General features: G+C 66.6%; 23 protein-coding genes. 10 read left to right on the top strand and 13 right to left on the bottom strand.

Annotated features, from left to right (window positions below; all coding sequences use genetic code 11):
* Positions 1 to 127 precede the first annotated feature (127 nt).
* The gene (locus ACLQ3I_RS23220; RefSeq protein ID WP_425789169.1) at positions 128 to 460 is read left to right on the top strand and encodes a hypothetical protein; all 333 of its coding nucleotides are present in this window, start codon (positions 128 to 130) and stop codon (positions 458 to 460) included.
* A gap of 205 nt (positions 461 to 665) precedes the next feature.
* Here ACLQ3I_RS23220 and pstB read toward each other — a convergent pair whose 3' ends face one another.
* The 4 genes from pstB to pstS form a co-directional block, all read right to left on the bottom strand.
* A complete protein-coding gene (pstB, locus tag ACLQ3I_RS23215) occupies positions 666 to 1442 on the bottom strand; it encodes a phosphate ABC transporter ATP-binding protein PstB (protein WP_425789171.1) in 777 nt (258 codons plus the stop codon).
* A gap of 69 nt (positions 1443 to 1511) precedes the next feature.
* Positions 1512 to 2414, bottom strand: coding sequence for a phosphate ABC transporter permease PstA (gene pstA, locus ACLQ3I_RS23210; RefSeq protein WP_425805157.1), 903 nt, complete (start codon positions 2412 to 2414; stop codon positions 1512 to 1514).
* Position 2415: 1 nt separating this feature from the next.
* Positions 2416 to 3453 carry a phosphate ABC transporter permease subunit PstC gene (pstC, locus tag ACLQ3I_RS23205; RefSeq protein ID WP_425789175.1) on the bottom strand — a complete coding sequence of 346 codons (1038 nt, stop codon included), beginning with the start codon at positions 3451 to 3453 and terminating at the stop codon, positions 2416 to 2418.
* A gap of 121 nt (positions 3454 to 3574) precedes the next feature.
* Positions 3575 to 4657, bottom strand: a complete 1083-nt coding sequence (pstS, locus tag ACLQ3I_RS23200; protein ID WP_425789176.1) for a phosphate ABC transporter substrate-binding protein PstS — start codon at positions 4655 to 4657, stop codon at positions 3575 to 3577.
* Between the two features lie 234 nt (positions 4658 to 4891).
* Between pstS and ACLQ3I_RS23195 the strand changes: the two genes are divergently transcribed.
* Positions 4892 to 5758, top strand: a complete 867-nt coding sequence (locus ACLQ3I_RS23195) for an alpha/beta fold hydrolase (RefSeq protein ID WP_425789178.1) — start codon at positions 4892 to 4894, stop codon at positions 5756 to 5758.
* Between the two features lie 27 nt (positions 5759 to 5785).
* Here the strand turns inward: ACLQ3I_RS23195 and mshD are convergent, their stop codons facing one another.
* A complete protein-coding gene (mshD, locus tag ACLQ3I_RS23190; RefSeq protein ID WP_425789180.1) occupies positions 5786 to 6700 on the bottom strand; it encodes a mycothiol synthase in 915 nt (304 codons plus the stop codon).
* Entirely contained in the window at positions 6690 to 7475 is a 786-nt protein-coding gene (locus ACLQ3I_RS23185) for a winged helix-turn-helix transcriptional regulator (protein ID WP_425789181.1), read from the bottom strand. Before ACLQ3I_RS23185 ends, mshD begins: the two co-directional genes overlap by 11 nt.
* 144 nt (positions 7476 to 7619) lie before the next feature.
* Between ACLQ3I_RS23185 and ACLQ3I_RS23180 the strand changes: the two genes are divergently transcribed.
* The 3 genes from ACLQ3I_RS23180 to ACLQ3I_RS23170 all read left to right on the top strand — a co-directional run bounded on the left by ACLQ3I_RS23180 (position 7620) and on the right by ACLQ3I_RS23170 (position 10155).
* A complete protein-coding gene (locus ACLQ3I_RS23180) occupies positions 7620 to 8540 on the top strand; it encodes a DUF2993 domain-containing protein (RefSeq protein WP_425805154.1) in 921 nt (306 codons plus the stop codon).
* Positions 8541 to 9007: 467 nt separating this feature from the next.
* Complete coding sequence (locus ACLQ3I_RS23175) at positions 9008 to 9847, top strand: sulfurtransferase (protein ID WP_425789185.1); 840 nt, start codon at positions 9008 to 9010, stop codon at positions 9845 to 9847.
* A 2-nt stretch (positions 9848 to 9849) separates the two neighbouring features.
* Entirely contained in the window at positions 9850 to 10155 is a 306-nt protein-coding gene (locus ACLQ3I_RS23170) for a DUF1416 domain-containing protein (RefSeq protein WP_161060271.1), read from the top strand.
* Positions 10156 to 10285: 130 nt separating this feature from the next.
* Here ACLQ3I_RS23170 and ACLQ3I_RS23165 read toward each other — a convergent pair whose 3' ends face one another.
* Positions 10286 to 10735, bottom strand: a complete 450-nt coding sequence (locus ACLQ3I_RS23165) for an SRPBCC family protein (RefSeq protein ID WP_425805152.1) — start codon at positions 10733 to 10735, stop codon at positions 10286 to 10288.
* Between the two features lie 166 nt (positions 10736 to 10901).
* Between ACLQ3I_RS23165 and ACLQ3I_RS23160 the strand changes: the two genes are divergently transcribed.
* The gene (locus tag ACLQ3I_RS23160; RefSeq protein WP_425805150.1) at positions 10902 to 11552 is read left to right on the top strand and encodes an FABP family protein; all 651 of its coding nucleotides are present in this window, start codon (positions 10902 to 10904) and stop codon (positions 11550 to 11552) included.
* Positions 11553 to 11565: 13 nt separating this feature from the next.
* Here the strand turns inward: ACLQ3I_RS23160 and ACLQ3I_RS23155 are convergent, their stop codons facing one another.
* From ACLQ3I_RS23155 to ACLQ3I_RS23130, 6 genes are all read right to left on the bottom strand, one after another.
* Positions 11566 to 12837, bottom strand: a complete 1272-nt coding sequence (locus ACLQ3I_RS23155) for a hypothetical protein (RefSeq protein WP_425805148.1) — start codon at positions 12835 to 12837, stop codon at positions 11566 to 11568.
* Between the two features lie 542 nt (positions 12838 to 13379).
* A complete protein-coding gene (cydC, locus tag ACLQ3I_RS23150; protein WP_425805145.1) occupies positions 13380 to 15173 on the bottom strand; it encodes a thiol reductant ABC exporter subunit CydC in 1794 nt (597 codons plus the stop codon).
* Positions 15163 to 16905 (bottom strand): thiol reductant ABC exporter subunit CydD, encoded by a 1743-nt coding sequence (cydD, locus tag ACLQ3I_RS23145; RefSeq protein WP_425789195.1) that lies wholly within the window; start codon positions 16903 to 16905, stop codon positions 15163 to 15165. Before cydD ends, cydC begins: the two co-directional genes overlap by 11 nt.
* The gene (cydB, locus tag ACLQ3I_RS23140) at positions 16902 to 17984 is read right to left on the bottom strand and encodes a cytochrome d ubiquinol oxidase subunit II (RefSeq protein WP_425789197.1); all 1083 of its coding nucleotides are present in this window, start codon (positions 17982 to 17984) and stop codon (positions 16902 to 16904) included. Before cydB ends, cydD begins: the two co-directional genes overlap by 4 nt.
* Positions 17985 to 17995: 11 nt before the next feature.
* Positions 17996 to 19564: a cytochrome ubiquinol oxidase subunit I gene (locus ACLQ3I_RS23135; protein ID WP_425805143.1), complete on the bottom strand. Its 1569-nt coding sequence runs from the start codon at positions 19562 to 19564 to the stop codon at positions 17996 to 17998.
* A 250-nt stretch (positions 19565 to 19814) separates the two neighbouring features.
* Positions 19815 to 20684 (bottom strand): aminodeoxychorismate lyase, encoded by an 870-nt coding sequence (locus ACLQ3I_RS23130; protein WP_425805141.1) that lies wholly within the window; start codon positions 20682 to 20684, stop codon positions 19815 to 19817.
* Between the two features lie 74 nt (positions 20685 to 20758).
* Here ACLQ3I_RS23130 and ACLQ3I_RS23125 point away from each other — a divergent pair, with 74 nt between their 5' ends.
* The 4 genes from ACLQ3I_RS23125 to ACLQ3I_RS23110 all read left to right on the top strand — a co-directional run.
* The gene (locus tag ACLQ3I_RS23125; protein ID WP_425789203.1) at positions 20759 to 21937 is read left to right on the top strand and encodes a YgfZ/GcvT domain-containing protein; all 1179 of its coding nucleotides are present in this window, start codon (positions 20759 to 20761) and stop codon (positions 21935 to 21937) included.
* Positions 21937 to 22593 (top strand): MOSC domain-containing protein, encoded by a 657-nt coding sequence (locus ACLQ3I_RS23120; RefSeq protein WP_425805139.1) that lies wholly within the window; start codon positions 21937 to 21939, stop codon positions 22591 to 22593. Before ACLQ3I_RS23125 ends, ACLQ3I_RS23120 begins: the two co-directional genes overlap by 1 nt.
* A gap of 157 nt (positions 22594 to 22750) precedes the next feature.
* Positions 22751 to 22927 carry a DUF3073 domain-containing protein gene (locus ACLQ3I_RS23115; protein ID WP_425789207.1) on the top strand — a complete coding sequence of 59 codons (177 nt, stop codon included), beginning with the start codon at positions 22751 to 22753 and terminating at the stop codon, positions 22925 to 22927.
* Between the two features lie 87 nt (positions 22928 to 23014).
* Positions 23015 to 23289: hypothetical protein (locus ACLQ3I_RS23110; protein WP_425805136.1), on the top strand; the 275-nt coding region annotated here is incomplete at its 3' end.

The raw sequence follows: 23289 nt of genomic DNA, 5'->3' as shown, positions 1-23289 counted from the left end.
CTCGGGACGCACGTCCCTCGCGCGGTCCGGATGCGATCCGGACCGCGTTTTTTCTGCGATGAGATGGCGCTCACCTGGTGCTGCACCGGATTTCGTGGCCCCGTCGCCCCGGCGTTAGGGTGGCGACATGGCTCAGCATCCCTCTGCGGAACGAGACTTCGACCCGGGCGCCGGGAGCGCAGCGAGCGGGCCCACATTCAGTCCGGGCGCCGGGAGCGCAGCGAGCGGGCCCACATTCAGTCCGGGCGCCGGGAGCGCAGCGAGCGGGCCCATGTTCACTACCGAGAACGCGACGCGCGACATGCCCCTCTACGGTCTGGGTGCCGGGAGTGCAGCGGCTGAGCACACACTCACCGACGACGAGCAGGCAGCCGCCGCTCACCGCCGCCAGATCCTGAGCTATCTGGGGTTCACCCTCGTTCTGATCGTCGCGTTGATCGTGTTGCTGCTGAACATGTGAGCTTCGAGACCCTTCGAGACCCTTCGAGACGCTCGCAGGCTCGCTCCTCAGGGCGCAGCGCTCGCCACGGCGGTCCCTGAGGAACGAAGCGCCAGCGAAGTGTCACGAAGGGCGCCCCTCACAGCACCGCACCGAGCCGGCAACGCACTGCGCCGGGAGTCGATGAACCACCACCCCGGCGCAGATGCCTCAAGACTTCTCCGGCTCAGCCGAAGCGGCCCGAGATGTAATCCTCGGTCTCCTGCTTGAACGGGCTGGAGAACATCGTCTCGGTGTCGTTCAGCTCGACGAGCTGCCCCGGCTGACCGATGCCCTCCAGGTTGAAGAACGCGGTCTGATCGCTGACCCGCGCCGCCTGCTGCATGTTGTGGGTCACGATGACGATCGTGTATTCCTTCTTGAGCTCACCCATCAAGTCCTCGATCGCCAGCGTCGAGATGGGGTCGAGCGCCGAGCACGGTTCGTCCATGAGCAGCACGTCCGGCGACACTGCGATCGCGCGCGCGATGCACAGTCGCTGCTGCTGACCGCCGGACAGGCCACCACCGGGCTTGTCGAGCCGGTCCTTCACCTCGTCCCAGAGATTGGCGCCGCGCAGGCTGCGCTCGGCGACCTCTTCGAGCTGGGCCTTGTTCCGCACGCCCTGGAGCTTCAGGCCGGCCACCACGTTGTCGCGAATCGACATGGTGGGAAACGGGTTCGGCCGCTGGAAGACCATGCCGATGGTGGCGCGCACGCTCACCGGGTCGACGCCCTTGGCGTAGATGTCCTCGCTGTCGAGGAGGACATTGCCCGTTGCGTAGGCGCCGGGTGTCACCTCGTGCATGCGATTGAGCGTGCGCAGCACCGTGGACTTGCCACAGCCCGACGGGCCGATGAAGGCGGTGATGCAGCGCGGCGGCACCTCCAGCGTCACGTCCTTCACCGCGTGGAATGCGCCGTAATAGATGTTCAGGTCTTTGATGTCGAGGCGCTTGGCCATTGTCTCTATCCGTTCTCGCGGTGGAGGTCCGTCCGCTCCCCGAAGGCGAGCGACGGGGTTCTCGAAGGGTCAGGAGGTCTTGGGGGCGAACAACTTCGCCACTGCCTTGGCGCCGAAGTACACGATCGCGACCAGGATGACCAAGGTGAGCGCCGCTCCCCACACCTTGTCGAGTGCTCCAGGACCGTTGTTGTACTGCTGCACCATCATCAGTGGTAGCGATTCCTGGTTGCCGGCGAACGGATCCCAGTTCATCGCCCGTGTCGATCCCACCAGGATCAGCACCGGGGCGGATTCGCCCATCACACGCGCGATGGCCAGCATCACGCCGGTCACGATGCCCGACAACGCCGTCGGGAGGACCACTCGCGCGATGGTCTTCCACTTGGGGATGCCCAGCGCGTAGGACGCCTCTCGCAGATCCTGCGGGACGATCTTCAGCATTTCCTCGGTCGCACGGACCACCAACGGCACCATCAACAGCACCAACGCGAGCGACACCACGAAACCCATCCGAGGCAGCCCGAACGAGGTACGCCAGACGGCGTAGATGAAGAGCGCGGCCACGATCGACGGGACACCGGACAGGATGTCGACCATGAAGGTCGTGGTGCGCGCGAGGACCGACTTGCCGTTGCTGTATTCGACGAGGTAGATCGCGACGAAGATGCCGAGCGGGATCGAGATCAGCGCGGCCAGCGCGGTCTGGATGAGGGTGCCGACGATCGCATTGGCGACCCCGCCCCGGCGCTCGGCGGAGAACCACCATTGCGGGTCGAGGATCGGTTCGATCCCGCGTGCGATGAGCGTCACGACCAGCCATATGAGCGGTACCAGTGCGATCAGCAATGCCACCGACACCAGGACCCGCGTCGACTGGTTGACGATCTTGCGCCGGGTGGCCACCGGCTGGAATCCGGACGGGCGCCTCTTGACAGGTCCGCTCGGCCGCGAATCAATTGTCGCTGTCATGTCACTTATTCCTCCGGGAGACGACCGTGCGGGCGGCGGCGTTGACGACGAACGTCAGCACGAACAGGGTCAGGCCGGCCGAGATGTAGGCGCCGGTCTTCGACGGTGAGTCGAACTCGGCCGCATTGTTGGCGATCTTGGTCGCGAAGGTCTCGCCGCTCTCCATCAGGTTGAAGTCGATCGGCCCGGCCGTCGAGATGATCAGCAGCAGAGCCATCGTCTCGCCGAGCGCGCGCCCCAGCCCGAGCATGCCGCCGCTGATGTAGCCGGAGAACCCGAACGGGAGCACCGCGACCTTCACGACCTCCCACTTGGTCGCACCGAGCGCGAGGGCGGCTTCGCGGTGGGCCGTCGGCGTCTGCATGAATACCTCGCGGGTGACCGCGGTGATGATCGGCAGGATCATGATCCCGAGCACGATGCCTGCGGTGAGCATGGTGCCACCGGTCGACATGTTCGCGACCTGGGTCGGCTGCTGGAAGAACGGGAGAAAACCGAGGTTGCCCACAAGCCAGTTGTTGACCGGGACCAGCGCGGGTCCGAGGACGAGGATGCCCCACAAGCCGTAGACGATCGACGGGATCGCGGCGAGCAGATCGACGGTGTAGGTGATGGGCCCGACGAAACGCTTCGGCGCGTACTCCGTCACGAAGATCGAGATGCCCAAAGCCACAGGCATGGCGAGCAGCAACGCGATCAGCGAGACCACGACAGTGGCATAGAAGAGCTGCGGGATGCCGAACTTCAGCTCGGTCCCGGTGGTGATCCACTCGCCCTGATAGGTGAAGAAGTTGGCGGTGTTCTTGGCAAGCGACGGAATCGCCTGTGCCAGTAAAAAGATCGCGATCAGGGCGATGACGACCGAGACCAGGACACCCGAGCCCACCGACAGCGTGCGGAAGATCTGGTCACCGAGCCTGCTGCGCTTGGCGGTCTTGAGATCACTGGGCTGTGCCTCGGGCGGGAGATCCGGCGCAGGCGATGTGCCCAGCGGACCACCCTCGGCGTGCTCGCCCTGATTCTGGCTGAGTGAGGTCATGCGTCCTTCTGGTTCTGCTCTGGTCATCGCGCCACTTCCCGGATAGTGGATCGGCCTAGTGTCTCAACCGCGGTCGCGGGGCCGCAAACGCTCCGGCCCCGCGACTGTGGTGATGTGAGACTCAGGAATTCTGACCGCCCGAGCTGCCGCCCAGACTGTCGACGGTCCCCTGCACTGTCGCCTTGTAGGCGTCGGGCAGCGGCACGTAGCCGAGGTCGGCCAAGCCGTCCTGACCCTTGTTCAGGGCAGTGGTGAAGGCCTCCTTGAGAGTCGAGCTGATGTTCTCGTCGGAGTAGCCGGTCGAGCACACGATCTCATAGGTGGTCAGCATCAGCGGGTATGCGCCCGCCGTCTTCGACGCGAAGAGCGCGTCGCTGTCCACCACGAGGTCCTTGCTGCCCGGGGACTTGAACTTCACCGAATCCAGGGCCTTGCCGGCCGAGTCGGCGTTCAACGCGACCGGTCCCGCACCGAAGTCGATCTGGGCCACACCCAGTTTGTTCTCGGTCGCGAAGCCCCACTCGACATAGGTGATCGAGCCCGGGGTCTTCTTCACGGTGTCGCCGACGCCGGTCGACTTGGCCGCGGCCGAGCCGCCCTTGCCCTGGAACTCCTTGCTGTGCTCGTACGGCCAGGCCTGCGGTGCCGATGCCTGCAGGAACTGCTGGAAGTTGTCGGTGGTGCCGGAACTGTCGCTGCGGTGCACCGGGACGATGTTCTCGGCCGGGAGGGCGACGCCGGGGTTCAGGGCCGCGATCGCGGGATCGTTCCACTTGGTGATCTTGGAATCGAAGATGCCGGCCAGCACCGTCGGGTTGAGCTTGAGGTTGTCGACGCCCTCCACGTTGTAGGCGACCGCCACCGGACCGGCGACCAGCGGGATGTGCCACGCGTCGTTGCCGTTGCAGCGTTCCTTCGCCGACGCGACCTCTTCGGGCTTGAGCGCCGAATCCGAACCCGCGAAGTCGACGTCGCCGGCGATGAACTTCTTGATGCCGTCTCCCGAGCCGCTGCCCGTGTAGTCCATCACGATGTCGCCGTTGTCGGTCAACACGTCGCCGAAGTGCTCCATGGCCTTCTGCTGGGCAGTCGAACCCTCGCCGCTGATCGTCTTGGTGTCCCCGCCACTACTGCATGCGCCGACCAGCGCGACCATCGCAATGGTCGATACCGCCGCCAACGCACCGTTCCGATTGATCTTCACCGTTACACGAGCCTTTCGATCGATGACTCCGGCACTCCGGAGTGTCCGAAATGACGCTAGGCGGGGCTGGTGGACTGATCACCGACACCAGATGAACGCAGGGTGAATTGGCCGGACCGTGGTCCGATAAGCCCTCGGGCGCCGGGAGCGAACGCCCGGAGACGCACGCCCGGTAGAGTTCGGCTAAGACCCGAGGTGCCGGACATCTGACCGACTGCGTGGGGAGCGACGTCCGTGACGAACGAGTACAACCATCTCGACCTGCACGGCGACCGAGTCGCCTATCGCGATGTCGGCGACGGCGACGCACTGCTGCTCATCCACGGTATGGCCGGCAGCTCCGCCACGTGGGATGCCGTGATCCCCGCTCTCGCCCGTCGCTACCGCATCATCGCGCCGGATCTGCCCGGGCACGGCGACTCCGACAAGCCCCGGGGAGACTATTCACTGGGGGCCTTTGCGGCCTTCCTGCGTGATCTGCTCGACGAGATCGGGATCGACAAGGTCACGGTCATCGGCCAATCGCTCGGTGGCGGGGTCGCGATGCAGTTCACCTACCAACACCCCGACTACTGCGAGCGTCTCGTGTTGATCGGCAGTGGCGGACTCGGACCAGACGTCAATTGGATGCTGAGATTCCTCGCCGCTCCCGGCGCAGAGCTCATCCTCCCGGTCATTGCTCCGAAACCTGTACTGCGGGTGGGCGAGACGGTTCGCTCGTGGGCCGCGTCAGCCGGCATCCGCTCACCCCGGGCGGATCAGACCTGGCGGGCCTATACCTCGTTGTCCGACGCCGCGACGCGGCGGGCGTTCCTCCGGACGCTACGTGCCGTCGTCGATCACCGCGGTCAGGCGGTCAGCGCCCTGAACCGGTTGTACCTCAACGCCGAGTTGCCGACCCAGTTGATCTGGGGCGACAAGGACAACATCATCCCGGTCGCACACGGGATCGCCGCGCACGAGGCCATCCCGGGGAGCCGGCTCGAGATCCTCCCGGGTGTCGGCCACTACCCGCACGCCGAAGCGCCCGACGAGGTGGTGCGGATCCTGGAGGATTTCCTGACCGGGGCACCCGCCGCACGGGCCCGGAAACTCGGCTGAGCAGCCAGCCGGTAGTCGGGCGCCGCATCACCCGTACGCGACGTCGATCGCATACCTGGTGAAGCCGAGCCGCTCGTATGTGTGCAGCGCGGCGACGTTGTCGCCCTCGACGTACAGCTCCACCTCGCCGATGTGGCGATCGGCGAGATGGTGCAGTCCCGCCAGGGTCAGCAGCCGGCCGAGTCCGCGCCCCTGCGCCGCGGGATCGACACCGACGATGTAGACCTCACCAAGACTCGGGTCGTGCACCTTCGTCCAGTGGAAACCGAGCAGTTGTTCCGGGTGCGCCGCGTCGAACGCGAGGAACAGCCCTTTCGCGTCGAACCAGTCACTCTGGATCCGTTCGGTGATCTGCGCCTGGGTCCATCCGCCCTGCTCTGGATGCCAGTCGAACGCTGCGTTGTTGACCCGCAGGATCTCCGCGTCGTCGATGGAGCCTTCGTAGGTACGCAGCACGGTTCGGTCGTCCACCTCGAGAGGCGGCAGGGCGTCGCCGGTCGGCGGGAGCGGTCGACGCAGCTGCAACAGTTCGCGGCGCCGGGCCAGACCCAACGTGGCGGCGAGAGCCACCGCGCCGGGCAGGTCGCCATGCGCCCAGACCCGCGGCGCCGGATCGGCGGTGACCTCTCGCGCCACGACGAAGGCCGCAGCAAGGAGCGCCCGTCCGTACCCTCTCCGGCGACGGGCCGGATCGACGACGGCCTCGATCATGGCCGGCTCGCCCGAGCGCCCGGCGATCACGTTCGCATAGCCTGCGTCCGAGAAGATATGACGCACAACCTGATCCGACGCTCCGTCGATCGCCGTCGCGGACTGTTCGGACAGTGGCGCGACGCCGTCGGCGTCTGTCGCGGACCTCACCAGCCCGTGCGCGAAGTCGACAGCCTCGGAGGTCAGTCGGTCGACCACCGTCAAACCGGCCCCGGCACCGTCAGTTCCCATTGGTGGTGGCACTGAACTCCTCATCGAGCGGTCCATCGAGATCGCCGGCACCGAAGCCGTCGGGCATCACGTCTGTCGAGTTGTCGGTGTCGGCCGATCCCCTACCGCGGTTCGGGCGGACCGCCTTGTACCCGACGTTGCGTACGGTACCGATCAGAGATTCGTGTTCGCTGCCCAGCTTCGCGCGCAGGCGACGGACATGGACGTCGACCGTGCGGGTACCACCAAAGAAGTCGTACCCCCAGACCTCCTGCAGGAGTTGCGCTCTGGTGAACACACGGCCGGCATTCTGGGCGAGGTACTTGAGGAGTTCGAACTCCTTGTAGGTGAGGTCGAGGGGGCGCCCACGCAGCCGGGCGGTGTAGGTCCCCTCGTCGATGATCAGCTCGCCCAGGGTGACCTTGCCGCTGGCCTCCTCCGTGGTCATCCCGCGGGTACGGACCACCAGCAGTCGCAGACGCGCGTCGAGCTCTGCGGGCCCGGTACCGGGGAGCAGGAATTCGTCGAGGCCCCAGTCGGCGTTCACGGCGACGAGCCCGCCCTCGGTGAGTACCGCGGCCACCGGCGCGGCGGAGCCGGTGCTGCCGAGCAATCGGCAGAGTCCGCGGGCGGCGGCGAGATCCGTCCGCGCGTCGACGATCGCGACGTCCGCGTTGCCCGCTTCCATCAACGACGAGACCTCGGTCGGCGCCACCCGCACGGTGTGCGCAAGCAGCGACAGAGATGGCAGGACGGACTCTGGATTCGGATCGGCTGTCAACAATAAGAGATCCATGTAGTACTCCGATCTCGTCGTTCCCCAACCCGTGGACAACCGTTCCCGACCCGCGTGCGGACCGGTCCGGCGCTGCTCACGTAGCCGACGGTTTGTTTACGCCGCCTTACCAACGTGTGCGCGATAGGTGACAGAATAGCGCCAATGTCGCGTTTCGCTGTTAACAAGGCGTCCGGGGGAGGCCGACAGCGTGTATCCCGGCGCCGACACGGGCACCGGCACCGGGGACGTCGGATTCTGGGTGTCGGCATCGTCGGGGTGATCGTGGTCGCTCTCGTCTTGCTCCTCGCCGACACGGTCGCCGCGATGCGCACCGAGCACGATTTCTCTCGCGCACTGCTCGCGTCACCACGTGTGACCTATGAGCCCGAGGTCACCATCAGCGGGTTTCCGTTCCTCACGCATGCGCGCACCGGCGACTTCGGCGGCGCGGTGATCACCGCCCGCGGCGTTGCGGTCGACTGTCAGTCTGCTGCCGGCTGCCGTGCCGAACTCGGCGCCACCATGGGCCGGTGGTCGGCTCCGAACGGCTTCGACATCGAGTCGAGTGACTTATTGCACACTGCGTCGGTGGACGCCTACACGCGGCTGGATTCGGTGAACCTCGGACGGATGCTCGGCATCCTCGATCTGACGGTCAACACCCCGGCGCCAGTGGACAAGGCAGGCGGTGGCGGGCCGGGCGACGGACTCCTGCGGCGCACCTCAGGCGTGTTGCTGACCGGCACCGTCCCCTTGCCGCCGATTCCCGCGAGGACCCGGATACCACCGTCGGCGTCGGCGTATCCGGGCCCGAAGGTAAAGGTCAGCGTCGCGGTGGACCTCTCGGTGGTCGACGGCCGCCTGCGTATCTCGGCAACCGACTTCTATCGCGGCCCGGAGGAACACGTCGACGCCGACGTCGCGGACGATCTCCGCGGATATGTGCTGTCGCGCTTCACGGCGACGCTTCCCCCGATGCCGCTGCCCTGGCAGACCACACCCACCGAGGCCCACAGTGAGGGCAGCGACGTCCTCCTGGCCGGCAAGCGCGGCGCGGCCGACCTCGTCCCGAGCGACTTCTGACGACTCCTCACCCGCCACGCCGTCGATCGGGCACACCTTCCCGTCGAACGGGCGCGGGCACGCACGATCGACGAGGTTCTGCGCACGGTCGGCGGATTTCTGCGCACGGTCGACGAGATATTGCGTCCGATCTGCGACGACGGCGGGAGCGGTTTGGGGGCTCCGGTCACCGCTGTGTACCCTCGTTGGCATGCAACTGCGCCGTGAGTTCATGCTCACTCGCCGTCGTGCGATCGACTTCTGTCGCGTCGCCGATTGTTGCTGTCGTTAGTCTCTGAGAACGCGGCGCCTGTCGGCGCGTTCATCTGACGATGGTGGCCGGTGCGGTTCCTTGCATCTCTGACATTCTCGCGTCTCATCCGGATATCTCCGGTGACCAGACCATCCGCGACGAATCACCCGGTCGGCATCAACTGCGTTTCACATCTCTCCACAAATATCCGCAAGTATCTGGGAAGGACCCAACCATGGCACGTTCCGACGTCCTGGTCAGCGCCGACTGGGCTGAGCAGAACCTCAACACCGACGGAATCGTCTTCGTCGAGGTCGACGAGGACACCTCCGCCTACGACGGCGGCCACATCGCCGGCGCCGTGAAGATCGACTGGAAGACCGACCTGCAGGACCCGGTCCGTCGCGATTTCGTCGACGCCGAGCAGTTCTCCAAGCTGCTCAGTGAGCGCGGCATCGCCAACGACGACACCGTGATCCTCTACGGCGGCAACAACAACTGGTTCGCGGCGTACGCCTACTGGTACTTCAAGCTGTACGGCCACAACGACGTCAAGCTCCTCGACGGCGGCCGCAAGAAGTGGGAGCTCGACGGCCGCCCGCTGTCGACCGACGCGGTGAGCCGTCCGGCCACCACCTACAAGGCCTCCGAGCCCGACCTGACCATCCGCGCGTTCCGTGACGAGGCCGTCGCCGCCATCGGCAACAAGAACCTGGTCGACGTGCGCAGCCCAGACGAGTTCTCCGGCAAGATCCTCGCGCCGGCCCACCTCCCCCAGGAGCAGAGCCAGCGGCCCGGCCACATCCCCAGCGCCATCAACGTGCCGTGGAGCAAGGCCGCCAACGAGGACGGCACGTTCAAGAGCGACGAGGACCTCGCCGAGCTGTACTCCGAGGCGGGCCTCGACGGTGAGAAGGAGACCATCGCCTACTGCCGTATCGGCGAGCGATCCAGCCACACCTGGTTCGTGCTGAAGGAACTGCTGGGCCACCAGAACGTGAAGAATTACGACGGCAGCTGGACCGAATACGGCTCGCTGGTCGGCGTGCCCGTCGAGCTCGGAGAAGGAAAGTAACCATGTGTGCTGCACCCAAGCAAGGGCAGAAGCTGCCCGCCGGTGTCGATGTCGAGAAGGAGACCGTCCTGACCGGTCAGGTCAACGACTCCGAGGGCACGCCGGTTGCCGGCGCCTTCGTCCGGCTGCTCGACTCGACCGGTGAGTTCACCGCCGAGGTCGTGGCCAGCCCGACCGGCGACTTCCGTTTCTTCGCCGCCCCCGGCACGTGGACGCTGCGCGCGCTGTCGTCGGTCGGCAACGGTGACGTGACCATCTCGCCGGAAGGCCCCGGCGTGCACGAGCACGACATCGTGGTCAAGAAGTAGATCGTCGTCAAGAAGTAGATCGCTCCACGCGACCGAAGGCCCCCGGGGTTCCGCCCCGGGGGCCTTCGTCCTTGCGCGGATGAGCAGATGAGGATCGTCGGACGCACTGATCGACCGAAACCCATGCTGCCTACGGCGCCTCCGCGATCCCGGCGAGCCGGTCGATCGACGAAAGCAACCGATCAGACGTCGTGGCGCGCGCACGGACCAGGCGGGGCGGGTCCTCCAGATCGGTCCAGTCGTAGGTGTGGGTCACCAGGGTCGACGCGTCGCCGTCGGACTCGAGTTCCCACCGCCACAGATGGCCGGGCGGTTCGGAGCCCTCCTCCGACGGCTTCCAGGCAATCCGCCGACCTTCCTCGAACTCGACGACGTGGTTCTCCCGGACAGCACCGGTCGTCAGGGTCATCGCGAACACCTCGCCTACCGCGGTCACCCGCCGGCCGGGCGGCGCCTCCGACAGATTGTCGTTTCCGTCCCACTCGGGCTGGCGCGCCGGGTCGGCGATCAGCTCGAAGATACGTTCGGCGGGGGCGGCGATCCGGCGGCTCGCCGTCGAGATGCGCTGTTCATCGCTCATGTCACCATCCAAGCATCGGACGAGACCACCTCGGTTCGATGGCGGCACAACTCGCGCGCTAAACTCTCCGCGTGGTCATTTTCTTCGAGATCCTGCTGATTCTGGCATCGATTCTGATCGCCTGGTTCGGTGTCTACGTCCTCTACCGTCTGATCAACGACGAGTCGTGAGCCAGCCTGCGGATGAACCGGACGGCGCGGCGCGCCGGTCCGGCGACGACGCGATCAACCAGGCAGCCGAGCGTGCCCAGGAGACCGCGGACCGCAATCTCCCCGAGTGGGGCGAGCTCCCGCTCCCCCACGACACCGCCAATCTCCGCCACGGCGCCGACCTGCATTCCGGCCTCCTCGCGCTCCTGCCGATGGTGGGCGTCTGGCAGGGCGAGGGTGAGGGACACGATCCCGACACCGGCGTGGACTACCACTTCGCTCAACAGATCATCGTCAGTCACGACGGTCAGAACTTCCTCAACTGGCAGGCCCGGTCGTGGGTGATCGACGACGATGCACGTTTCGTTCGTCCCGACCTACGTGAGACCGGGTTCTGGCGGATCGGCGACGACGACAACATCGAACTGCTGCTGGCTCACGCAGAGGGTTCGATCGAACTGTTCTACGGTCAGCCCCTGACGCAGACCTCGTGGGAACTCGCCACCGACGTGGTGATCAAGGCCGATTCCGGGCGTCGTACCGGCGGCGGAAAACGACTCTACGGACTCGTCGAGGACGGCGACCTCGCCTATGTGGAGGAACGCGTCGACGCCGACGGCGATCTCATCCCGCGGATGTCGGCCAAACTCCGTCGCTACGCCGGCTGACGTAGCGGCTTGCTCACCCGGCCGACCGCCGCAACCACCGACGACGGTCAGACCACGCCAGGTAGAGGTTCTTCTTGGGCACGGCGCTGTAGACCACCGTGCCGAGCATGATCACGACCGAACCGTAATTGGTTGCGGTACCCGGTTTCCCGCTGGTTCCCGGTATCACCGCGCCCGACGACGCGAAGCTCGCCGACCGGCCCGGTCGGCTGTCCACGCGCTCGCCGACGACGGAGAACACCTGACCGGTGTCGGCGTCCGCACACACCGGGAAGGTCATCCGGGTGCCCGCCGTCACCTCGGCGACGACCCGCTCACCCGCACGGTTGTAGATCACGGCGATCGGCTCGTCACCGGTGTTGCGAATGGTCATCCGGTCCGCACTCGCCCGGTACTGGTAGGTGACGCCGCTCGCCTCGGCGTCGAGATGGATCTGCTGTGGGTACCCGCAATCCCAGTCGGCGCTCCACGGGGTCAAGTAGTGGTAGTCGAGGTGATCACGCCGCGACGGAATCGGCAGCACACTCGGCATCAGCTCGCCCGAACGCAGCCACATGACACCCAACAGCGTTGGACTGCAATCAGTTCGGGGCGCCTGAACGTAGCAGACGGCGTCTCCGGGCGGAATCGGAACCGACTCGCCCGGACGTGCGACCACCAGGTCGAGCGGGCCGTCGGCGCCGACGGTCAGCACTGCCACCTCGCTGTCACCGCGATTGTGGATCGCCACCTCACCGTCGATGCGCGTGTGATGGACACCGTGCGCGAACGGATCGGCGAACACGAACTGAGGGGCCGTCGGCACGCCGAAGTCGACATCACCCGGCTTCCAGTAGTCATCGCCGGGGTCGAGCGCCGCCCAGTCGACCTCGTCCGGAGCCGGGCCGTCGAGCATGAACAACGGCTCGGTGCTCTCCGGATCGCGCCCGGACACGACCTGTCCGACGAGGACCGGCCGGCCGCCGACCCGGGCCGTCTGCAGAATGTGCGACTCGGCGACGGGCAGATCGACCGACGCCCCCGACGGCAGATGCGTGAACACCGTTCCGTCGGTGCGCGGCAACTCCGGGGTCGACAGCACACCCAGGTCACAGGCGCCCCGGTTGTGAAGGACCAGCTGATCGGAGCCCGATGTGTGCGAGTAGGTGAGACCCGAGACGTGGCCGGGCGTCCAGGTGGCCGCGCCGTCGTTGGTCCAATCCGCATCGTCGGGGGTGAGGAATCGGGCCCGGACCTCGGTGTCCACCTGATCGGCGATGATCTCGTGCGGGAGGCCCACGGGCATGCGAGGCACGTTCGATGCATCGTGATCGGATGCCACGTGAGCATGTGTCGCGGTCATGTCGGTCTCCCTCGCCGAAGAAGTTCGGTCGCCTGTGGTTCGTGTCGCGACCCGGTCCGGATGGGTCGGGCCTGATCGGGTTCGATCACGGACTGGTGTCAATTTCACGCCGGAGTCGGTGTCCGAGCACGAGTAGTCGACTACTTGAATAACCGATCGGGATCGCGGTGACGCGCGTTACACATGCCGGATTCGGGGGGTCACTCCCGGACCGAAACGGCCCTGGACGGAAACGACCCCCGTACCGCCCGTCAGCGGGGCCGGGGCCGATCGGACTCGATCGGGGTACGGGGGTCGGGTGACCATCTGGAATTCGCCGGCACGGAGGGTGCGGCCTCTCGGCGCACTCCCGTGGCAGTGAATGCCACGATCCGCGCTAGCGGATGGTCACCTCACGTGTCCAATAGTCATACAACTTCGAACCACCTCCTTCCTCGTGTACAGCCGAAGATACGCCTGCCCGCGACCGGGCGGCAACGTCTTTTTCACCGGGCCGCGACCGGCTCGATCTCGAGGACCACACAACTCGGATTGACCATGGAAAGATCTTGCGCCCCAGCATGATGCGTGACGATCACGACGGTCCTCGACGGACCGAACAGCCCACCGTCGGCGGCGACGAGCCGGCGCAGGAGCACTGCCGCGTCGTCGGCGTCGAGATGCTCGGTCGGTTCGTCGAGCAGCACCACCGGCGCCGGGTGCAGCAAGGCCCGGGCGAGGAGCAGCCGACGTCGCTGACCGCCGCTGACCGCGTCCGCTCCCCCGGTCAGGGCGGTGTCGATACCCTCGGGCAGCCCGTCGATCCACGACCGCAGGCCCACCGCGTCGAGCGCCGCCGACAACTCGGCATCGTTGGCATCACCCCGGGCGACCAGCAGGTTCTCCCGGACCGTCGTGGAGAAGACGTGGCCCTCCTCGGCGACATAGCAGACCGCCGAGCGCAGGTCGACGGAGCCGGCGGCGGCATCACGGCAGCCGACCGTTCCCGCGTGAGCCGCCAAGTGCCCGGCCAGGGTCAGCATGAGTGCTGATTTCCCCGATCCGCTGGGCCCGACCACCACCATCCGCGCCCCGGGCGGCAACTGAACAGACAGCCCGTCGGCGGGACCGAGGACATTCGTCGACGACCAACCCCACCGCAGTGCATCGACGTCGACCGTCACCGGACCCGAATGGATGTCGCGATCCCACGGTCCCCGGTCGTGCACGGGCACTCCGTCGGGCTCCGAGCCCGCCTCGGACACGCCCGCGCCATCGACCAGCGCCATGACCCGTGCGGCGCTCTGGCGACTCCGCTCGATCTGAATCCCGGCCTCGGTCAGCGGTCCGGTCGATTCGAAGGCGGAGAGCGGCAGCAGGATGAGGACGCCGAGGATCATCGGCGTGAGCCCCTCCCCCGAGGCGACCGACGCCAACGAACCCGGCACCGACGACACGAGTTCGATCCCGATCAGGCAGGCCGCCAGCACCGAGACGCCCACCGACAGTGGCGTTGCGGCGGCTGCCGCGGCCTCGTGACGCAGGCCCCGATCGGCCGACGCCAGAGCTTCGGTGTCGGCGGCCCCGGCGACAGCGAGAACATGCTCCCGACGCCGCGCGACGGTCAGTTCCGGCGCGTGCCAGAGCGCGGCGAGGGTCGCCTCCGAAGAGCGGGTCGCGGCCTCGGACGAATCACCGATCGATCGCGCGGAGCCGCGCGCCGCCAACCACGGCGCGACCAGCCCGCTGACCACCAACGCGACCGCGAGGATCAGGGCCGCCCACCACGACACGAGGCCCATGATGAGCACCGCGGCAACAGCGGTCACCGCGCCGACGGCGATCGGGATCACACCCCGGATCAGGGCATTGCCGATCTCGTCGATGTCGTCACCGGTACGGGCCAACAGGTCACCGCGGCGCAGCGTCACCGAGTATGCGGGATCTCCCGCGGCGAGCCTGCGGTAGACGCGTTCACGCGCCGTCGCCATCGCACCGAGGGCGAGGTCGTGGGTGGCCAGACGCTCGAGGTACCGGAAGACCCCGCGCGAGATCCCGAGGGCCCGAACCGACGTGATCGCCACCGACAGGTAGAGCACCGGCGGCATCTGCCACGCCCGGGTGATCAGCCATGCCGACAGCGCCGCCAAGCCGAGTGCCGACAGCGATCCACCCACCCCCAGCAGGATCGATTTCGCCAGCGGCCGACCCCGCAACCCGAGGAACGCGAAGGCGCGCCGCAAGGGATCGGCCGTGCCCTCGCGGTGATCGGTACCCGTGCGCCCGGGTTCAGTGGCCACGGTGCACCCCACCGATTTCGACGATCCGGTCGGCGTGGGCGCGCGCGAGCGGCTGATGGGCGATCACCACGACGGTGTCGCCGGCGCGCGCCCGGGCCGAGAGCACATCGAGCACGGCCGCCGCGGACCGTTCGTCGAGATGCGCGGTCGGCTCGTCGAGGAGGACGAGCGGCGACGGTGAGGCCAGTACCCGGGTGAGCGCGAGTCGCTGACGCTGGCCTGCCGAGAGCCCGACGCCACCCGCGCCGAGCATGGTCTCCACACCGTCCGGCAGTTCGTCGACGACGTCGTCGAAACCGGTCGCCTCCGATGCACGTCGCAGCGCTGCCGGGTCGAGTATCCCGAACAGCTCGAGATTCTCGGTGACCGTACCGGGGACGATCACCGGTAGCTGCGGCAACCATGCGATCTGCTCGTGCAATGCGGCCGGGTCGAGTTCGGCGACCGAGATCGCACCGACCAGCACCGAACCCTCATCGGGTTCGATGAGCCCCATGACGGCCAGCAGCGTGGTCGACTTCCCCGCCCCGTTCGGCCCGGTCAGAACTGTCATCTGGCCCGGGTCGATCGTCGCAGCGAGCCGATGGGGAGCCCATCCGTCTCGACCGTGGACACCGACGTCGAGGAGGGTGATCTGTTGCCCGGCAACCGAACAGGTGCGATGTCCGGGATAAGGCGGCGCCGGGGCGCCGGCCGCCTCGATCAACTCCACGATCTCGCCGGCCGCGGCCACCCCATCCGCCGAGTTGTGGAACTGGGCTCCGACCTGCCGGAGCGGGTGGTAGGCCTCCGGAGCCAGGATCAGTGCGAGAACACCTGCGTACAGACTCATCTCGCCGTAGACGAGGCGGATTCCGATGCCCACCGCCACCAGCGCCACACACAATGTCGCAAGCAATTCGAGGACGGCGCCGGACAGGAATGCGACCCGTAGCGCCGACATCGTGGTTCGTCGGTGGGCGCGCCCCAGTTGGGCCACTCGTTCCGCCGGCCCACGTGACCGGTTCAGTGCACGCAACGTCGGAAGGCCGGCGATCAGGTCGAGCAGCTGGGCGTTCAGACGACTCATCGCCTGGAGTTTGCGGTCGGTTCGATCCCGCGTCATCAACCCGATCAGCACCATGAACAGCGGTATCAGCGGGAGCGTGATCAGGATGACCAGCGCCGACGGCCAATCGGTGAGAGCGATGACGAGGACCACCGTCGGGATGACCGTGACGGTGACGATCAGCGCAGGCAGGTAACCCGACAGATACGGTGCGAGGCTGTCGAGCCCGCGCAGTAACACGGTGCTCGCGTGTTCTCGTCGTGCGAGGAGGTCGCGGGGTGGCGTGGTCGCAGGGTCGGTCAGCACGTCGAGGGCGCGTGCGCGCAACTGGGCGATCACCCGCGCGGATGCCCGTTGCGCGTACCGGTCGTGCAGGTAGGTCATCGCCACGCGAGCGACCACTGCACCGGCCAGAACGAAGAGGTGAATCTGTTGGGCGCCAACGGATCGCCGACCGGGATCGACGATGAGTTCGGACACGATCGAGGCCGCCATCGCCGCCGTCACGATGATCGCGATCAATGCGGCGAACGAGAAGACCGCCGTGACGACGACGTACCCGCGGGCGGCGGGCGAATAACGCAGCAGGCGTGGGTCGACGGGTCCCGCGCGCCGCGGCGGTGCGCTCTCCTCCGCGACGTCGGGCTCCCCGGTGGGCGCGGAGGTACTGGCGGCCCGCGTCATTCAGTCGGCACGCGCAGCGACGGAAGACCGGTCGGTGCGGGGATCTGCTCCACCGAGATCCGCTTGCGGAACACCCAGTAGGTCCAGGCCTGGTAGGCGATCACCACCGGTGTGATGAGCACCGCGGCCCAGGTCATGATCGTCAGCGTGTAGTGGCTCGACGACGTGTTGTCGATGGTCAGGTTGTAGGCCGAATCCGTCGTGGACGGCAATACATTCGGGTAGAGCACGGAGAACAGGGTGCCCACGGTCCCGGCGATCGCCACACAGGTCGCGAAGAACGCGACGCCCTCTCGTTGCACCCGGGTCGCCAGCACCATCACCACCGCCGCCACGGCCGCGATCAACACCGGAATCCACGTCCAGCCGTTGCCGTACGCGAACTGGGTCCAGAGCAGGAAGGCCGCCGCGACCACCAACGTCGGTATCGCCAGACGAGATGCGTACTTCATCGAGTCCTGTTTCAGCACACCGCTCGTCTTCAGTGCCAGGAAGACCGCGCCGTGGGTGAGGAAGGCCAGCAACGTCGTCAAACCGCCGAGCAGCGCGTACGGATTGAGCAGATTGAAGAACCCGGCCGTGTACTGCGCATCCGCATCGATGGGGAGACCCCGGATGACGTTCGCGAACGCAACGCCCCACAGGATCGCCGGAATCCAGGAACCCAGCCCGATTCCGACATCGGCCCATGCACGCCACCTCGGGGAATTGATCTTGCCCCGCCATTCGATCGCGCACACACGGGTGATGAGTCCGACCAGGATCAGGAACAGCGGCAGGTAGAAGGCCGAGAACATCGTCGCGTACCAGCCGCCGAATGCCGCGAACATCGCGGCGCCCCCCGTGATCAACCACACCTCGTTGCCGTCCCACACCGGCCCGATGGTGTTCAGGATCGCCCGGCGCCGCCTGTCCGGATCGGCGAGATCCTCAGACGGCGCGACCTTCTCGTCACCACCGGTATGGCTGCGGCCGAGAAAGGGCATCAGCATGCCGACCCCGAAGTCGAAGCCCTCGAGCACGAAATAGCCCACGAACAGTATCGCGATGATCAGAAACCAGAACTCCTGCAGCCCCATCGGTCATCTCCTCAGTACGCGAACGAGAGTTGTTTGGGCTCACCGGAATCGGAATCGTCCGGCGACGGCTCGTCGGGTGGTATCGCATCGTAGGTGGCCGGCCCCTCGATGATGTAGCGGCGCTGCAGCATGAACCACACCACTCCGAGTGCCCCGTAGAGCACCGTGAAACCGATGAGCGTCACCCAGACCGTCGCCGCGACATGATTGGAGACACCATCCTGGACGAGCATGTGGATCTGCAACGGGTCCAGATTCTCGGCCCAGTTCGGCGCGACCACCCAGGGCTGACGACCCATCTCGGTGAAGATCCAGCCGGAACTGTTGGCCAGGAACGGGGTAGGGATCATCCACAGCGCCAGCAGGCCGAACTTCCGCGACTCGACGACTCGCTTCTTCCGCGTCAGCCACAGTCCGCCCAGCGCGAGCACGGCCGACCCGAGTGCCCAGGTGATCATCGCCCGGAATCCCCAGTAGGTGACGAACAGGTTCGGGGCGAAGTTCTGCCCGGGCATGTCGAGCGCCTCCTGGTACTGCACCTGCAGCTGGTTCACCCCCTGCACCGTGCTGTGGATGTCGCGATTGGCCAGGAACGACAGCATGTTGGGGATCTCGATCACCGGGTGGATGTTGTCGCAGTTGTTCTGCCTACCCACACTCAGCACCGAGAACGCGGCACCGGTCTCGGTGTTGCAGAGGGATTCCGCCGAGGCCATCTTCATCGGCTGCTGCTCGAACATGATCTCGGCTTGGATGTCGCCGGTGATGAACAGGGCAACGCCCGAGACCACGGTCACCCACAGCGCGAACCGGGTCACCGGGCGCCACATTCGGCGAGCGTCCTGCTCGAGGTCCTCGGGCGTGGCGTCGATCTGACTGGGCGACGTCGTCGTCGGCATCTCGGAGGTGTCCCCGGTCTCGATGGCTACGCGAAGTTTCTTCGCCCGCCACATGTTCCGGGCCATCCACCAACAACCTACGGCCGCGACGAAGGTGCCGGCGGTCAGCAGGGCGCCCGCGATGACGTGCGGGAATGCCGCCAGGGTCGTGTTGTTGGTGAGGACCGCCCCGAAGTCGTTCATCGCCGGACGATTGCGTTCATTGTCCCACTCCACACCCACCGGGTGCTGCATCCACGAGTTCGCGGCGATGATGAAGTAGGCAGATGCGTTGACGCCGATCGCGGCCAGCCAGATACAGGCCAAGTGAACTCGTCGCGGCAAACGACCCCAGCCGAAGATCCACAGACCGATGAAGGTCGACTCGAGGAAGAACGCGACCAGCCCCTCGAAGGCCAGTGGCGCACCGAACACATCGGCGACGTATCGGCTGTACTCGCTCCAGTTCATGCCGAACTGGAATTCCTGCACGATGCCGGTGGCCACGCCCAGCGCGAAGTTGATCAGGAAGAGCTTCCCGAAGAACTTGGTCGCGCGCAGCCACTGCTCGTTGCCGGTCACGTGCCAGACGGTCTGCATGACAGCGATCATCGGTGCCAGACCGATGGTCAGTGGGACCAGAATGAAGTGATAGACGGTGGTGATCCCGAATTGCCATCGGGAGACATCAAGAGCGTCCATGTCGCCTCTATCAGAGTCGGTGCATCGGGCTGCGATGCACGAGCCGGGCCGCGGTGTGCGACCTCCTGATTGCCGAACCGTCACCTACTACGTTTCGTAGTAGTCGTACCCGACCCACGCTACGCTGCACGGATGGGCAAGTTCAAGCACCCAAAGTCCTGATCGCACCTGGATGAAATTGTGGTCTGGATCCCGTCCACTGCCGGCCGGTGACCTATCACCGGACAACGAACGAACGTCGCTCCCATTGTCAGTCAACGCAAATCGCGCGGTCCACCAAATCAGCGAATTCGTCATCTGTCGTTGATGTCGGCATCACATACCGATTGAGCGATCTGACGCGCGCGGCCAGCGTGACGCTGCTGATCAGCCAGACCGAATCGGCACCGATGAGGTCGGCTCGTCGAAGGGAATGCGTGGCCGTCGTCCAGCCCTCCTGCTCCGCGATGTCGAAGACTGCGCGTTGTGTGGTCCCGGGCAGGATGCCGGTCTCCGGGGGCGGCGTGGCCAGAGTTTTCCCGGTCACGGTGACGACCGTCGATCGCGGCCCCTCCAGCACCGCTCCCTCACTGCTGAGGTAGATCACGTCGTCGAACCCCTGCTGTTCGGCATGACGCAGCGCCGCCATATTCGTCGCGTAGCTCAGAGACTTGGCGCCGAGGAGCTGCCACGGCGCGGTCGCAGCGAGGTCAGTCGAGTAGCCGCGGTCGAGCGTCACCACCGAGAGTCCCTCCGACCGCACGTGTCGAACTCGCTCGGCAACGGCACCCACGACCAAATACGCCGTCGGCCCTGCTTCCGGCACGCTCTCCCGCCCACGCGAATAGACCAGCCGCAGCCACGCCTCGCCGTCGCCACCCGCGACCGACCATTCCTTCTCGGCCACCTCGATCGCCGACTGCCATGCGTCACGGTCGGGCTCGGGCAGATCCATCATCGCCGCGCTCCGTTGGAGGCGATCCAGGTGCGCACCGACGCGCCGCGTTCGGCCGGAGCGGATCAGCAGGGTCTCGAACACACCGTCGCCACGGACCGCCGCCAGATCGTCGGCATGGAGGAACGGGACATCCGGATCGTGCACCGTGCCGTCGAGGGTGACCAGGATCTGCTGCTGCGCCATGGAGTCGAGGCTAGGTGAGGTCCGTCCGTCATGACCGGCACTCGCCGGTTCGTGTCGCCCCGTAGACTCGACATGTGACCGCGTCGCGCATTCTGACCAGGTATTCCACTCAGGGCGCCGTGCCCGGGCCACCCCAGGACGGCTCTGACGATCTCGTCGACGTCGCATGGCATTACGGAGATCCCCTCGGAGAGCAGCGGACCGCCGAACGTTCCGCGGCCGTCGTCGACCGTTCGGACCGGGCCGTGATCGAGTTGCCGGGTGCCGATCGACTGACCTGGCTGCACACCATCTCCAGCCAACATGTGGCGTCCCTGGCGGATCGGACCAGCGCCGAGAACCTGTCGCTCGATGTGAACGGTCGGGTCGAGGAACACTTCGTGCTGACCGATGTCGACGGGGTGACCTGGGTCGACTGCGAGGGTCGGCGCGGGCCGGCCCTGCTGGATTTCCTCTCCAAGATGGTCTTCTGGGCGAAGGTCGAACCGGGCGCCCGACCCGACATGGCGGTTCTCACACTGATCGGTCCGGACATCGTGCACGGTCCGATCGCCGACCTCATCGACCTCACCCCCGACGCCCCGGTCTATACCGCCGGCGACCTGCCCGAACTCCACCACGAAGAGGAGCCACTCGGATTCTGGCGGGTGATGCCGCCGATCGGCGAGGGCGCCCGGCTGCCCGTGATCGACCTGGTGATTCCCGAATCCTCCGTCGAGGCGTGGTGGACACAACTCACCGACGCCGGCGCCCGGATGGCAGGCACCTGGACTCACGACGCGCTGCGGGTCGCCGCAATGCGCCCCCGACTCGGTGTCGACACCGATGAGCGCACCATCCCGCAGGAGGTGAACTGGATCGGCGGCCCCGACGAGTTGGGGGCGGTTCACCTCGACAAGGGCTGCTACCGCGGACAGGAGACCGTCGCGCGGGTCCACAACCTCGGCAAGGCCCCACGTCGCCTCGTCCTGCTCCATCTCGACGGGAGCACAGACGAGCGACCGTCCACCGGCGATCCGGTCAAGGCAGGCGGACGCGTGGTCGGCCGGGTCGGGACGGTCGTCGACCATTACGAGCTCGGTCCGATCGCACTGGCGCTGGTCAAACGGTCCGTCGGTCCAGAGGTCGACCTGCTCGTCGACGGCGAGCGCCCGGTGAGCGCCCGGATCGATCCGGATTCGGTCCGCGACGACGAGCGCGTCCAGGCCGGCCGCGCGGCGATCGACCGGCTCCGCCACGGCGGGGCCTCCTAGTGGCGGCCACCGACGATCCGACGACCGGCGTCGTGCTCGCCGTGTGCGCCGCAACCGACGACGTCATCCTCGACAAGATCGGGGCCAGCGGAATCGACAAGCGGCCGCTGGCCGGCCGCATCGCCGTCGGAGAACTGGGGCTGGTGCCCGACCACGTCGTCGACACCAAGCACCACGGCGGCATCGAGCAGGCGGTGTACGCCTACAGCGAACGCGAGGCGCTTCGTTGGGCCGACGAACTCGGCCGCGAACTGCCGCCCGGCTGGTTCGGCGAGAATCTCCGGATCGACGGACTGCCGATCACCGACGCGGCGGTCGGGGAACGCTGGGCGATCGGCGACGACGGGCTCGTCGTCGAGACGACAATTCCTCGCGCGCCCTGCCGTACCTTTGCCGCGTGGGCCGAGGAAGAGAAGTGGGTGAAGCGCTTTCTAGAGCGCGGCGACACCGGCTCCTACCTGCGGGTTGTCACCCCGGGCAGCGTCGGCGCCGGAGACGCGGTGCGTGTCGTCCATCGACCCGATCACCTGGTCACCGTGCGTGATCTCGTGACCGGTGCCGAGGCCGACGCGGACGCTCTCACGACCCTGTTGACCTACGAGGACCTCGGTCCCAAGGTCCGACGGGAGGCCTCGCGCAAACTGGCCCACGCCTGACCCGACGATCCACTTCCCGACTCGCTGCGGCACAGTCGGCAGGGCGATCCGCATTATCGGAACGAGCGCGCTAAACTGGTGCCACGACAGATTCATTACCTAGAGAACGGGGCCGCCAAGTGTTTGGCCGCCCCGTCATTGTGCGAGGGGGTCCCATATGGGCCGCGGCCGGGCGAAAGCAAAGCAGACGAAGGTTGCTCGTCAGCTGAAGTACTCCACTCCAAACACCGACTTCGACAGCTTGCAGCGCGAGTTGTCCGGGTCGGAGGACTCGGCGGATCGCCGGGATCCGGTGGAAGAGTGGGCCGACGAGGATGAGTGGCGTCGAGCCTGACGCTCCTGAGTCGTCGACTCCACCCTCTACTCTCAGCACCGATCTCGGTGCACACCAACGCAACAACCACACCTGAGCAGTTCGTCCGTGGCCAGTTCCACGCGCGAGGTGCTCAGGTGTGGTTGTGCGCTGTCCACACTCGCTGATCTGTCGGGGCCGACGCCGACCGGGCACAGAATCGCGTTCATCGTGCGCAGCGCCGATCTCGATACGCGACTCACTTCGTTCGCCGCTACTCGATCAACGGGAGAACCACCAAGGTTCGACATCCGCGCATCGGCATCCCCCGCCGGTCTCAGTGTGAAGGTTGATGTGCCACTTCGGTGGTGGTTGGGTTCTGATCACCAGTTGTCTGGCTCTCC

The sequence above is a fragment of the Gordonia sp. DT101 genome (assembly GCF_049844895.1).
In the GTDB taxonomy this organism is placed as follows: domain Bacteria; phylum Actinomycetota; class Actinomycetes; order Mycobacteriales; family Mycobacteriaceae; genus Gordonia.
This window is presented reverse-complemented; position numbering and strand designations above follow the sequence as displayed.

Coding starts and splice junctions, on each gene's coding strand:
- cydB (WP_425789197.1), bottom strand. CDS start 17,984: ATGGGGCTGCAGGAGTTCTGGTTTCTGATCATCGCGATACTGTTCGTG.
- ACLQ3I_RS23220 (WP_425789169.1), top strand. CDS start 128: ATGGCTCAGCATCCCTCTGCGGAACGAGACTTCGACCCGGGCGCCGGG.
- ACLQ3I_RS23135 (WP_425805143.1), bottom strand. CDS start 19,564: ATGGACGCTCTTGATGTCTCCCGATGGCAATTCGGGATCACCACCGTC.
- ACLQ3I_RS23130 (WP_425805141.1), bottom strand. CDS start 20,684: ATGGCGCAGCAGCAGATCCTGGTCACCCTCGACGGCACGGTGCACGAT.
- pstA (WP_425805157.1), bottom strand. CDS start 2,414: ATGACAGCGACAATTGATTCGCGGCCGAGCGGACCTGTCAAGAGGCGC.
- ACLQ3I_RS23185 (WP_425789181.1), bottom strand. CDS start 7,475: ATGGATCTCTTATTGTTGACAGCCGATCCGAATCCAGAGTCCGTCCTG.
- ACLQ3I_RS23165 (WP_425805152.1), bottom strand. CDS start 10,735: ATGAGCGATGAACAGCGCATCTCGACGGCGAGCCGCCGGATCGCCGCC.
- mshD (WP_425789180.1), bottom strand. CDS start 6,700: ATGGGAACTGACGGTGCCGGGGCCGGTTTGACGGTGGTCGACCGACTG.
- cydD (WP_425789195.1), bottom strand. CDS start 16,905: ATGACGCGGGCCGCCAGTACCTCCGCGCCCACCGGGGAGCCCGACGTC.
- pstC (WP_425789175.1), bottom strand. CDS start 3,453: ATGACCTCACTCAGCCAGAATCAGGGCGAGCACGCCGAGGGTGGTCCG.
- ACLQ3I_RS23175 (WP_425789185.1), top strand. CDS start 9,008: ATGGCACGTTCCGACGTCCTGGTCAGCGCCGACTGGGCTGAGCAGAAC.
- ACLQ3I_RS23115 (WP_425789207.1), top strand. CDS start 22,751: ATGGGCCGCGGCCGGGCGAAAGCAAAGCAGACGAAGGTTGCTCGTCAG.
- ACLQ3I_RS23170 (WP_161060271.1), top strand. CDS start 9,850: ATGTGTGCTGCACCCAAGCAAGGGCAGAAGCTGCCCGCCGGTGTCGAT.
- pstB (WP_425789171.1), bottom strand. CDS start 1,442: ATGGCCAAGCGCCTCGACATCAAAGACCTGAACATCTATTACGGCGCA.
- ACLQ3I_RS23155 (WP_425805148.1), bottom strand. CDS start 12,837: ATGCCCGTGGGCCTCCCGCACGAGATCATCGCCGATCAGGTGGACACC.
- ACLQ3I_RS23180 (WP_425805154.1), top strand. CDS start 7,620: ATGTCGCGTTTCGCTGTTAACAAGGCGTCCGGGGGAGGCCGACAGCGT.